General features: G+C 72.0%; 12 protein-coding genes. 11 read left to right on the forward strand and 1 reads right to left on the reverse strand.

The genetic code is table 11. The annotated features are described in order from the left end of the window. Positions 1 to 54: 54 nt before the first annotated feature. From ACFVZW_RS00675 to ACFVZW_RS00720, 10 genes are all read left to right on the forward strand, one after another. Positions 55 to 903 (forward strand): FAD binding domain-containing protein, encoded by an 849-nt coding sequence (locus ACFVZW_RS00675; RefSeq protein ID WP_384514658.1) that lies wholly within the window; start codon positions 55 to 57, stop codon positions 901 to 903. Next, positions 900 to 3,293 (forward strand): xanthine dehydrogenase family protein molybdopterin-binding subunit, encoded by a 2,394-nt coding sequence (locus ACFVZW_RS00680; protein ID WP_384514661.1) that lies wholly within the window; start codon positions 900 to 902, stop codon positions 3,291 to 3,293. Before ACFVZW_RS00675 ends, ACFVZW_RS00680 begins: the two co-directional genes overlap by 4 nt. Then, positions 3,290 to 3,853, forward strand: a complete 564-nt coding sequence (locus ACFVZW_RS00685; RefSeq protein ID WP_384514664.1) for a (2Fe-2S)-binding protein — start codon at positions 3,290 to 3,292, stop codon at positions 3,851 to 3,853. The genes ACFVZW_RS00680 and ACFVZW_RS00685 overlap by 4 nt, the downstream gene beginning before the upstream one ends. Next, positions 3,844 to 4,479, forward strand: coding sequence for an SRPBCC family protein (locus ACFVZW_RS00690; RefSeq protein WP_384514667.1), 636 nt, complete (start codon positions 3,844 to 3,846; stop codon positions 4,477 to 4,479). Before ACFVZW_RS00685 ends, ACFVZW_RS00690 begins: the two co-directional genes overlap by 10 nt. Continuing rightward, complete coding sequence (locus ACFVZW_RS00695) at positions 4,476 to 5,153, forward strand: isochorismatase family protein (RefSeq protein WP_384514670.1); 678 nt, start codon at positions 4,476 to 4,478, stop codon at positions 5,151 to 5,153. The genes ACFVZW_RS00690 and ACFVZW_RS00695 overlap by 4 nt, the downstream gene beginning before the upstream one ends. Next, complete coding sequence (locus ACFVZW_RS00700; protein WP_384514673.1) at positions 5,150 to 6,055, forward strand: alpha/beta fold hydrolase; 906 nt, start codon at positions 5,150 to 5,152, stop codon at positions 6,053 to 6,055. Before ACFVZW_RS00695 ends, ACFVZW_RS00700 begins: the two co-directional genes overlap by 4 nt. 2 nt (positions 6,056 to 6,057) lie before the next feature. Then, positions 6,058 to 6,543: a MarR family winged helix-turn-helix transcriptional regulator gene (locus tag ACFVZW_RS00705; RefSeq protein WP_384514676.1), complete on the forward strand. Its 486-nt coding sequence runs from the start codon at positions 6,058 to 6,060 to the stop codon at positions 6,541 to 6,543. A gap of 84 nt (positions 6,544 to 6,627) precedes the next feature. Further along, positions 6,628 to 7,395 (forward strand): Asp/Glu racemase, encoded by a 768-nt coding sequence (locus ACFVZW_RS00710; RefSeq protein WP_384514679.1) that lies wholly within the window; start codon positions 6,628 to 6,630, stop codon positions 7,393 to 7,395. Positions 7,396 to 7,437: 42 nt separating this feature from the next. Further along, positions 7,438 to 8,187 (forward strand): XdhC family protein, encoded by a 750-nt coding sequence (locus ACFVZW_RS00715; RefSeq protein WP_384514681.1) that lies wholly within the window; start codon positions 7,438 to 7,440, stop codon positions 8,185 to 8,187. Positions 8,188 to 8,284: 97 nt separating this feature from the next. Then, a complete protein-coding gene (locus ACFVZW_RS00720) occupies positions 8,285 to 8,764 on the forward strand; it encodes a MarR family winged helix-turn-helix transcriptional regulator (protein ID WP_384514684.1) in 480 nt (159 codons plus the stop codon). 84 nt (positions 8,765 to 8,848) lie between these two features. Here ACFVZW_RS00720 and ACFVZW_RS00725 read toward each other — a convergent pair whose 3' ends face one another. Beyond that, positions 8,849 to 9,817, reverse strand: a complete 969-nt coding sequence (locus ACFVZW_RS00725) for a helix-turn-helix transcriptional regulator (protein WP_384514687.1) — start codon at positions 9,815 to 9,817, stop codon at positions 8,849 to 8,851. 63 nt (positions 9,818 to 9,880) lie between these two features. Here ACFVZW_RS00725 and ACFVZW_RS00730 point away from each other — a divergent pair, with 63 nt between their 5' ends. After that, on the forward strand, positions 9,881 to 11,026 hold the full coding sequence (locus ACFVZW_RS00730) for an epoxide hydrolase family protein (RefSeq protein WP_384514690.1): 1,146 nt from the start codon (positions 9,881 to 9,883) through the stop codon (positions 11,024 to 11,026). The last annotated feature ends 143 nt before the right edge of the window (positions 11,027 to 11,169 follow it).

The raw sequence follows: 11,169 nt of genomic DNA on the forward strand, positions 1-11,169 counted from the left end.
TCGCCCGCCCGATCGGGCCCACCTGCCCGTCAGACTCCGTACGACAGGAGAAACATGAAGCCCGCTCCCTTCCGCTACCACCGGGCGCGCGACGTCGAAGGCGCCACGAGGCTCCTCGCCGAGTTGGGCGACGAAGCCAAGGTCATCGCCGGAGGACAGAGCCTGGTCGCGATGATGAACTTCCGACTGGCCCGGCCGGCACACCTGGTCGACATCGGCGGCCTGCGTGAGCTCGACCATCTGGGCGTCGGCGCCGACGGCGGGCTGCGCATCGGGGCACTCACCACCCACCACACGGTGGAGATCGCCCCGCCGCACAGGCTGGGGGCAGGCTTCGACGTCGTCCGTGACGCCATGGCGTGGATCGGCCATCTGCCGATCCGTACCCGCGGCACGGTCGGCGGCAGCATCGCACACGGCGACTCCACCGCCGAGTGGTGTCTGCTCGCCGTCCTGCTGGACGCCGAGATCGTGGTCCGGAGTCCGCGCGGTCCGCGTCGCATCCCGGCCGGAGAGTTCTTCTTCGGCTACTACACGACCGCCCTGGATCCCGACGAGATCCTCGTCGAGATCGTCTTCCCGCGCCCCGCACCCCGCGCGGCGCTCACCGAATTCGCCGAGCGCCGCGGTGACTTCGCCATCGTGGCAGCCGCCGTGGACCTGGACGCCGACGGATCCGCCGTCCGCGGCGGCCGGGTGGCCCTCGGCGGTGTCGCCGCGATGCCGGTACGGGTCCCCGAGGCGGAGGCGGTGCTGGCCGCCGGCGGCTCCTTCCGGGACTGCGCCGAAGCGGCGGCGGCCGCGGTGGACCCGCCGGGTGACGCCAACGGCAGTACGCAGTACCGCAGACACCTCATCCGCACTCTGGTCGAACGCGCCTGTGAGGAGGCGATGTCCCGATGAAGTCCACCCAGGACGACCGTCTGGTCGGCAGGTCGGTGGCGCGCCGCGAGGATCCTCGGCTGCTGACCGGGCGAGGCCGTTTCGTCGACGACATCGAGCTGCCCGGCATGCTGCACGCGCAGTTCGTCCGCAGCACGGTCGCCCACGGCGTGATCACCGACGTCGACCTCACCGACGTGCGCCGAGTGCCCGGCGTCGTCGCCGCGTACACCGCCGCCGACCTGGAGATGGGTGACATCACGGCCCAACTAGGGCGCCCGCTCTCGGAGTTCGTACCCACCGCCATGCCGGTCCTCGCCCGCGACCGGGTCCGCTACGTCGGCGAGCCCATCGCCGTGGTCGTCGCCCGCGACCCGTACACGGCCGAAGACGGCCTGGAGGCGGCCAAGGTCACCTACGAGTCCCTCCCGCCCATCACCTGCGAGGAACAGGCCCTCGCACCCGGCGCCGCCCTGGTCCACGACGAGGCCGCGCACAACACCCTCGTCGACGTCTCCCTGTTCGCCACCGAGGGCATCGACGACGTCTTCGACAGCGCGCCCTGCGTGGTGCGGGTGGAGACGAGGACCGGCCGGCAGAACGCGCTGCCGCTGGAGACCCGCGGTGCGGTGGCGCACTGGGACGACCGGGAGGAACAGCTCGTCCTGCACACCTGCACGCAGGTCCCGCACCAGGTGCGCACCGTCGCCTCGCGCTGCCTGCGGCTCGACGAGCGCGCGGTGCGGGTGATCGTCCCGGACATGGGCGGCGGCTTCGGGCTCAAGTGCGCGGTCGGCCGTGAGGAGATCGCCACCGCGGCGGCGGCACGAAGGCTCGGGCGGCCCGTGAAGTGGATCGAGGACCGCAAGGACGCCCTGTCCGCGTCCTTCCTCGCCCGCGAACAGCACTACACCGCACGCGCCGCCTTCGACGCCGACGGCCGGATCCTCGGACTCGACGCGGACGTCGTCTGCGACATGGGCGCCTACTCCTGCTACCCCTTCACGGCCGGCATCGAGCCGCTGATGGCCTCCGCCGAGATGCCCGGCGTCTACAAGGTCCCCGCCTACCGCGTGCGCGGCCGGGCCGTCACCACCAACAAGGCGCCCACCGCCCCCTACCGGGGCGTGAGCCGTCCGCAGTACGTGATGGTCGCCGAGAGGCTCATGGAACGCGCCGCACGCGAACTGGGCCTCGACCCATTGGAGATCCGGCGCCGGAACATCATCACGGAGTTCCCCTACACCGGCGTCAACGGCATCACCTACGACCCCGGCTCGTACCTCGAATCCCTCGACCTGTGCGAACAGGCGCTGAAGGAGGCCGGCTGGTACGAGCGGCAGGCCGCGGCGCGAGCCGAGGGACGCCACGTCGGGATCGGCTTCAGCTGCTTCAGCGAACGCACGGGGTACGGTTCGGCCGCCTTCGCCGCGCGCAAGATGGAGGTCGTCCCCGGCTTCGACTTCTCCGAGGTCCGCATGGACACCAGCGGTGCCGTCACCGTCACCACCGGCACCATGAGCCACGGGCAGAGCCACGAGACGACCATGGCGCAGATCGTCGCCGACGCGCTCGGCGTCGACCTCACCAAGGTCAAACTCCATCAGGGCGACACCGACCGCGTCACCTACGGCTGGGGCAGCTTCGCCAGCCGCTCGATCGTCGTCGGCGGCAGCGCCGTGGGGCTGGCGGCGGCGAAGCTCGGCGACAAGCTCCGTGCGATCGCCGCCGCCGAGTGGGGCATCGCGCCGGAAGAGACCGCACTGGACCAGGGCCGGGTCCGCCGGCTCCACGACCCGGACACGACGCTCACGTACGAGCACCTGGCCGACACCGCGTACCTCAAGGCGCACCTGCTGCCCAAGGACATCGAGCCGGGCCTCACCGCCACCGCCGTCTTCGACGTCTTCGACGACGGTACCTTCTCCAACGCCACCCACGGCGTCGTCGTCGAACTGCACGAGGGCACCGGCCAGGTGGAGATCCTCGCGTACGTCTGTGTCGAGGACTGCGGTGTGGCGATCAACCCGCAGGTCGTGGAGGGCCAGTGCCGGGGCGGTATCGCCCAGGGCATCGCGGGCGCGCTGTTCGAGCAGGTGACGTACGACGACCAGGGCGAGCCCTCGGCCACCAGCTTCATGGACTACAAGGTGCCCACCGCCCACGAGATCCCCGACGTCTCCATCCACCACCTGGAGACCCCGTGCGCCTTCACCGAGACGGGCGCCAAGGGCGCGGGGGAGGGCGGCACGATCGGCGCCCCCGCCGCCGTGCTCAACGCCGTCAACGACGCGCTGCGCCCCACCGGCGTCGAGCTGGACAACACGCCCATCACGCCGGAGTCCGTCCACCGCGCCCTGACCTCGGCGGCGCCAGTACCGCCGGCACCAGCACTGGAGCAGACACCATGACCGACACCAGCGGCCTGGGCGACGACGTCCAGCTCCTCACCCTCGATGTCAACGGCACCGCGCACGAAGTGATCACCGCGCCGCGCCGCACCCTGGTGGACGTGCTCCGCCACGACTTGCGGCTGACGGGCACCCACGTCGGCTGCGAGCACGGCATCTGCGGCGCGTGCACCGTGCTCGTCGACGGGCTCCCGGTCCGTGCCTGCCTGATGTTCGCCGCCCAGGCGGAGGGAGCGCGGATCACGACCGTCGAGTCCCTCGCGGACACGGGAAGCGACTCGCCCTGCGACTCCCGCCCCGGCGAACTCGGCGACCTCCAGCGGGCCTTCACCGAGAACCACGGCCTGCAGTGCGGCTTCTGCACCCCCGGCTTCCTCATGCTCGCCGAGGGCTTCCTCGCGGAGCGGCCGGAGGCGACCAAGGAGGAGATCAGGGAGGTCGTCGCCGCCAACCTGTGCCGGTGCACCGGCTACCAGACCATCGTGGAGGCCATCGACGCCTGCGCGACCGCCCGGCGCGCCCAGCGGGCCGCGTGCTCCGAGGAGACTCCGTGCAACTGACCAATTCCGTTCCTGTCAAAGCCGCGCCCGACGCGGTGTTCGCCCTGATCAGCAACGTCCAGCGAGTGGCGTCCTGCATGCCGGGAGCCGCTCTCGAGGGCCGTGACGGCGACGCGTGGCGCGGCGCCGTCAAGGTCAAGGTGGGCCCGATCACCGCCGCATACGCCGGCACCGTGCGCTTCCTGGAGGTCGACGCCGAGAAGCGGCGACTGCGCGTCCACGCCAGCGGCGCCGATGCGCACGGCAGCGGCGACGCCGAGGCCGAGGTGTTTCTGGAGGTGCTCCCGACCCCTGACGGCGCGCGGTTGAACCTCGACACGGACCTGGTGATCCGGGGCAAGATCGCCCAGTTCGGCAAGGGCGCCATCGCCACGGTGTCCGACCGGATCCTCCAGCAGTTCGCGCAGAATCTCGGCAACCTCCTCCTCACCCAGAACGGTACCCAGGGCCCCGCCGCTGCGGCGTCGGCCGAGTCCGCTGCCGCCGCCGTCGTGCCCGCGGCGGCCTCCGCCGAACTCGACGGGCTGTCGCTGATCGCCGGCCCCGTGCTGAAGAAGTACGGTCCGGTCGGGGCAGCCTTCCTGCTCGGGCTGTTCCAGGGGTGGCTCCTGGGCAGGCGTCGATGAGCGCCGGACTCTACGGTGCGAGCACCGACCACACTTACGCGACGGCCGGCTTCGGTTCCCCGGTCCGGCGGGGCAGCCGTCCGGCGATCGTCGTGGTGGACCTGACCCGGGGCTTCACGGAGGACTCGTACCCCTCGGGCACGGACCTCACCGAGGTCGTGTCGGCGACCGCCGGTCTGATCGAGGCGGGGCGTCCCGCCGATGTGCCGGTGATCTTCACCGCCATCGCCTACACCGAGGCCGAGGCGTCCGGAGACTCGATCGCCTGGTTGCGCAAGGCACCGGGTCTGCGGGGGCTCGTCGTGGGCGGCGATGCGGTGGCGGTCGACCCGCGGTTGCCGATGCGGCCCGAACACGACGTGCTGGTGGTGAAGAAGGGCGCCTCCGCGTTCTTCGGAACCAACCTCGCCGGCACTCTGACCGGATTCGGCTGCGACACCGTCGTGGTGTGCGGAGCCACCACCAGCGGCTGCGTCCGCGCCACCGCCGTCGACGCCGTCCAGTCGGGCTTCTCGGTGCTGGTGCCCCGCGCATGCGTGGGAGACCGGGCGCAAGGGCCCGCGGACGCGGCGCTCTTCGACATCCAGGCCAAGTACGGCGACGTCATCAGCCTTGAGGACGCGGTCCGTTACATCAGCTCTCCGTCCGCCCCCGACGTGCGGGCCGGTTCATGAGGAGAAGTCCCGTGCCCCAGCGATCGGTTCTGCAGACCGCGCTCGCCGACCTGGCCGACGTGCCGGCCACCAGCCACTGGGTCCGCTCCGGCGGGATGCGGCTGCACGCGCTCGACTACGGCGGCGATCTGCCTCCGCTGGTCGTCCTGCCCGGCATCACCAGCCCCGCCATCACCATGGACTTCATCGCGCGCGAACTGACCGACCTCGTCAGGCCGGTGGTGCTGGACGTCCGCGGCCGGGGACTGTCCGACGTCGGCGAGGGCTTCGGACTGGAGGAGTACGCCGAGGACACCGAGGCGCTCATCAGCGGCCTGGGGCTCGACAGTCCGCTGCTGTTCGGCCATTCCATGGGCGCGCGCATCGCAGCCGTCGTCGCGGTGCGGGCCAAGGTCGCCGTCCGCGGCGCCGTCCTGGCCGATCCACCGATGAGCGGCCCGGGCCGAGGACCGTACCCCACCAGCCTGGCGGCCTTCCTACGACAGCTGTCCGAGGCCCGTCGTGGTACGGACGCCGACGAGGTGGCCGTCTCCTGGCCCTCGTGGCCACGGCGGGAACAGGAACTGCGGGCGCGCTGGCTGTCCAGCTGCGCCGAGGAGGCCATCGTCGGCACCCACCACGGCTTCGAGCACGAGGACTTCTTCGACTGGTGGCCGCGGGTGCCGTCGCCCGTCGCCATGCTGTACGGGGCCGAGAGCCCCGTCGTCACCGCCGCCGGGGCCGAGGAGGCCGCGCGCGCGAACCCATCGGCCGCCCTGCACGGCATCCCCGGCGCCGGACACATGATCTTCTGGGACACCCCGACGGCCGCCCTCGCGACTCTGCGGACAGCCCTGGGCGCCGTCCTCGCCCGGGCCGGCACCGACCCCCGGGCCGGCACCGAACCCCAGCAGCGTGCGTAAGCGTGGGCGTGTCCGATGCGCGACCATCCTCCGAGGCCGCCGCCCGGGCCCCGGCCGCCCTGACCGCCGCCCCCGGCTACCAGGTGCGCCGCCTCTACCAGGCGTACCTCGCCGTGTGGCTGCGCGAGGTCGACCCCGTGCTCACCGGCCCACAGTTCGCCGTGCTCCAGACCGTCCAGGAATGCCCCGGACGCGACCAGCGATCCCTGGCCGCCGCCGTGGCGCTGGACACCTCGACGATGGCGGACGTGGCCCGGCGGCTGGAAACCCGGCGGCTGATCACGCGCCGCACCGCGGCCGACGACGGCCGCCGCAAACTGCTCTACCTCACGGAGGAAGGCGAGCACCTCCTCCGTGAGGCCGATCACCGGGCACGGGCGCTGGACCGGCGCCTGATGGAGCCGTTCGGCGACACCGAACACCAAACCTTTCTGCACACCCTGACGTCCCTCGCCGACCACTGGGTGGGACTGGCCTCGGGCTCGTAGCCGTCCCGCCGTCGGACCGCCGTACTCGGTCGCTCCCGACGGGGGAGAGGCGCCGGCCCACATCGCAACCGGAGGACCGAACCCATGACGGACCATCACATCGGCATGATCGTGCCCAGCTCCAACCTGACCATGGAGACCGAACTCCCGCGGATGCTGAGCGCCCGCGAGGCCGTCGAGCCCGACGACCGATTCGTGTTCCACAGCAGCCGGATGCGCATGAAGCACGTCACCCCCGAGGAACTGCGCGGGATGAACGCGCAGACCCAGCGCGCCGCACTCGAACTGGCCGACGCCCGGCCCGACGTCGTCGCCACCGCCTGTCTGGTCGCCATCATGGCCCAGGGCCCGGGCCACCACTGCGTGGCAGAGGACGAGATCACCTCCGTGCTGCGCTCCGAAGGCGCCGAGGCTCCGGTGGTCTCCAGCGCCGGCGCCCTGCTCAGCGGCATCGGGGCCCTCGGTGCCCGGCGCGTCGCCATCATCACGCCGTACATGAAGGGACTCACCGCCCAGGTCGTCGACTACATCGAGGACGCCGGCATCGAGGTGGTCGACGCCCTCAGCCTCGAAGTGCCCGACAACCTGGCGGTCGCCCGACTCGACCCGGCCGATCTGCGCGAGCACTGGCGGCGTCTCGACCTGAGCCGGGCCGACGCCCTGGTGCTGTCGGCGTGCGTGCAGATGCCGTCCCTCGCGTCGATCCAGCCGGTCGAGGACGAAGCGGGGCTGCCCGTGCTGTCGGCGGCCACGTCGACGGCGTTCCGCATCCTGACGGAGCTCGGCCTGCCCCCTGTCGTGCCGAACGCCGGAAGCCTGCTCGGCGGGCGGGTCGCAGCAGCCCGGCCGTGAGCCGCGGGCACAGGTGCTCGGCGGGTACGAGAGGAGTGGCTCATGCGTGACGTGATGGACCCGCTGCTGTCCTGGTGGGCCGAGGGCAGGGCATCGGCGCTGGCCACGGTCGTGGCCACGCATGCCTCGGCGCCCCGCCGGCCCGGTGCCTCGATGCTGGTGGGCCCCGGGGGCGAGGCCGTCGGCAGCGTCTCGGGCGGCTGTGTCGAGAGCGCCGTCTACGAGTCGGGCCAGGAGGCGCTCGCCGGGGCGCCGCCGGTGCTCCAGCGGTACGGCGTGTCCGACGGCGACGCCTTCGCGGCGGCCCTGGCGCGTACGGGATCGCTCCTCGGCTACCGGGTCACTGTGTGCGACGCGCGCCCGGTGTTCGCCACCGCGGCCCGGTTCCCCGGCGCGCACGAGGTCGTCGTGGCGTGGCCGCACCGCTATCTCCGGGCCGAGGCGGAAGCCGGGCGGATCGACTCGAGGACCGCGCTCTGCGTGCTGACCCATGACCACAAGTTCGACGTCCCGCTGCTCGAGGTCGCGCTGCGCCTGCCCGACGTCGGATACATCGGGGCGATGGGCTCCCGGCGCACCCACCAGGACAGATGGAACCGGCTGACGGCGGCAGGGCTGACCGAGGCCGAACTGAAGCGGCTGTCCAGCCCGATCGGCCTGGACCTCGGCGCCCGGACCCCGGAGGAGACCGCCGTGTCCATCGCGGCCGAGATCATCGCGCTGAAGGGAGGAGGCAGCGGCCTCCCGCTGACCGACCGTCCCGGCGCGATCCATCCCGATGCGGGTCTCTGACCGCGCCGGTGCTCGCATGCGTCGACGCCGCGACGACCGCCGCGATGCCGTCACCCACTCTCGCTCGGCGTCGACCGTGCGTGCTTAAGTAGGCCCCATGGCCGACCAGACCCCGCCCGCCGAGACCGCCCCGGAGATTCCCGCTGCTCTGACAGCCGCCCCCGGCTATCAGGTCCGCCGCCTCTACCAGGCGTATCTCGCGGTGTGGGCGCGCGAGGTGGATCCGGTGCTGACGGGCCCCCAGTTCGCGGTGCTGCAGACCGTGGAAGCCAATCCCGGCCGGGACCAGCGCTCGATGGCCGCCGCCGTCTCCCTGGACACGTCCACCATGGCCGACGTGGCCCGCAGGCTGGAGAACCGTGGCCTGCTCGCCCGCCGCACCGCGGCCTCCGACGGCCGCCGCAAACTGCTCTACCTCACCGACGCCGGCCGCGAGACCCTCCGCGAGGCCAACGACCGGACCCGGTCGCTCGACAAGATCCTCCTGGAGTCCTTCCGCGAGGCGGAGCGCGAACCGCTCGTCGCCACGCTCCAGGCGCTCGCCGACCACTGGGAGGGTCTGGCGGAGGGCTCGTAGCCCGCACCGGAACGCGATGTCGTACCCGTGGCCCGGCGCTGTGGGCCCACCTCGCCGTCACGGCCCTCCCGCGCGTCCGTCGCCTCAGCGGACCGGTGGTGTCGCGCGGCCGTAGCGGTCCGCGAGCCGGCGCAGGTGGCTGACCAGTTCCGCGGGCTCGGTGACCTCGAAGTCGAAGTCGAGCATGCCCAGGTGGAGCGCGAGGGTCTCTACGGTGTCGGCACCGGTGACCAGGACGCAGGTGTCGGCGTCGATCGCCTCGACCGTGCCGACCGCGGGGTTGATCTGTTCGACCACAGCCGCCGCCGGGGCGTGGACGGTCACCCGTGCGTGGTAGCGCCAGGCGGCGCCGGACACGCGTCGGGAGACGTACGCCGCGATGTCGCCGCCGGGCGGTTCGCGAGGGGCGAAGCGCGGTCCGTTCGGCATGCGGGGCCGGATCCGGTCGACCCTGAAGGTCCGCCAGTCCTCGCGCTCGACGTCCCACGCCACCAGGTACCAGCGCTGTCCCCAGTTCACTGCCCGATACGGCTCCACGATGCGGCGGCTGGGCTGTCCGGCGTGGTCCAGGTAGTCGAAGCGCAGCCGTTCCTGGTCGCGGCAGGCGGAGACGAGCGTCGTCAGTACGTCCGCGGAGACGGCCGGGGCCGGACGGTCGGCCGGCACGGCCACGGTGTACGCCTGGAGTGTCCGCACCCGTCGGCGCAGCCGTGAGGGCAGCACCTGCTCGACCTTGGCCAGTGCCTGGAGCGAGGTCTCCGCGGTGCCGGGGACGGCGCCCTGGGCGGCGATGCGCAGCGCGATCGTCACCGCGACGGCCTCCTCGTCGTCGAGGAGCAGCGGGGGCATCGCCGCCCCGGCGCCGAGCCGGTAGCCGCCGGTGGTTCCGCGTGTGGCGTCCACGGGATAGCCGAGTTCGCGCAGCCGGTCGATGTCGTTGCGGATGGTTCGGCCGCTCACACCCAGGCGCTCCGCCAGTTCGGATCCCGGCCAGGCTCGCGGGGTTTGCAGCAGGGAGAGCAGACGCAGCAGACGCGCGGAAGTGTCGAGCATGAATCCAAGCCTGAGATGTCATTAGGAAGGCAGCGTGCCTATATGGCGAATACTGTCTTACCCATGGAGACCAGCAGCAACACCGACGCCCGGATCCACCCGTACCGCATCGACATCGCGCAGGAGGAGCTCGACGATCTGCGCGACCGGCTGGCGCGTACGCGCTGGGGCAGTGAGATCCCCGGCGCCGGCTGGAGCCGGGGTGTGCCCACGGACTACCTCAAGGCTCTGGCCGCGTACTGGGCCGACGGCTTCGACTGGCGCAAGGCGGAGGCGGAGCTCAACGAGTTTCCCCAGTTCATCACCGAGATCGACGGCCAGAACATCCATTTCCTGCACGTCCGTTCGCGGAACGAGGCGGCCGTCCCGCTGCTGCTGGTGCACGACTGGCCCTGCTCGTTCATGCAGTTCGTCGATGTCATCCGACCGTTGACGCAGGACTTCCATGTCATCGTGACCTCGACTCCCGGCACCGGCTTCTCCGGTCCGCTCGGTGAGGCCGGCTGGAACACCGGCCGCATCGCGGGCGCGTTCGTGGAGCTCATGAGCCGGCTCGGTTACGACTCCTACGGCGTTCAGGGCACGGGCGGCGGCGCCTGGATCGCCGCCGAGATGGGGCGTCAGGCACCGGACGAGGTCGTGGGCATCCACGTCAACGGTCTGATCACCTTCCCCTCCGGGGACCCCGCCGAGTTCGAGGGGCTGACCGGGTCCGAGCAGGAGCGACTGGCCCGGCTGGAGGACTTCCAGCAGGACAAGATGGGCTTCAACGCCATCCAGTCCACCCGCCCGCAGACCCTGTCCTACGGTCTGCACGACTCGCCGGTCGGCCAACTCGCGTGGATCGTGGAGAAGTTCAAGGAGTGGACGGACCCTGCCGCTGAGCTTCCCGAGGACGCCGTGGGTCGCGACCGTCTGCTGACGAACGTCAGCGTCTACTGGTTCAGCGGTACGGCCGGCTCCTCGGCGAACCTCTACTACGAAGCGGGCCACGACGCGAGCGCCTGGGCCCCGAAGCCGCGCGGCACCGTCCCGACCGGCGTGGCCGTCGCCCTGGGCACGGATGTCGCCATCCGCCGCTTCGCCGAGCGGGATCACCACATCACTCACTGGAGCGAGCTGGAGCGCGGAGGCAACTTCCTCGCGCTGGAGCAGCCGGAGGAGTTCGTCACCGACGTCCGCGCCTTCTTCGCCGGACTCGGGGCCTGACACGCGCGGTCGGCGCCGCGTGAATGTCCGGACAGTGGGGGGGGGGGGCGCCCCCGGGGCGGGGGCGCGGGGTCGCGGCGCGCGGCGCCGGCGGGGGGGGGGGCGGCGCGCCCCCCCACAGCGGGGCGGGGGGGCGGGGGGGT

The organism is Streptomyces sp. NPDC059567, from assembly GCF_042735655.1.
In the GTDB taxonomy this organism is placed as follows: domain Bacteria; phylum Actinomycetota; class Actinomycetes; order Streptomycetales; family Streptomycetaceae; genus Streptomyces.

Coding starts and splice junctions, on each gene's coding strand:
- ACFVZW_RS00675 (WP_384514658.1), top strand. CDS start 55: ATGAAGCCCGCTCCCTTCCGCTACCACCGGGCGCGCGACGTCGAAGGC.
- ACFVZW_RS00680 (WP_384514661.1), top strand. CDS start 900: ATGAAGTCCACCCAGGACGACCGTCTGGTCGGCAGGTCGGTGGCGCGC.
- ACFVZW_RS00685 (WP_384514664.1), top strand. CDS start 3,290: ATGACCGACACCAGCGGCCTGGGCGACGACGTCCAGCTCCTCACCCTC.
- ACFVZW_RS00695 (WP_384514670.1), top strand. CDS start 4,476: ATGAGCGCCGGACTCTACGGTGCGAGCACCGACCACACTTACGCGACG.
- ACFVZW_RS00700 (WP_384514673.1), top strand. CDS start 5,150: ATGAGGAGAAGTCCCGTGCCCCAGCGATCGGTTCTGCAGACCGCGCTC.
- ACFVZW_RS00710 (WP_384514679.1), top strand. CDS start 6,628: ATGACGGACCATCACATCGGCATGATCGTGCCCAGCTCCAACCTGACC.
- ACFVZW_RS00715 (WP_384514681.1), top strand. CDS start 7,438: ATGCGTGACGTGATGGACCCGCTGCTGTCCTGGTGGGCCGAGGGCAGG.
- ACFVZW_RS00720 (WP_384514684.1), top strand. CDS start 8,285: ATGGCCGACCAGACCCCGCCCGCCGAGACCGCCCCGGAGATTCCCGCT.
- ACFVZW_RS00725 (WP_384514687.1), bottom strand. CDS start 9,817: ATGCTCGACACTTCCGCGCGTCTGCTGCGTCTGCTCTCCCTGCTGCAA.
- ACFVZW_RS00730 (WP_384514690.1), top strand. CDS start 9,881: ATGGAGACCAGCAGCAACACCGACGCCCGGATCCACCCGTACCGCATC.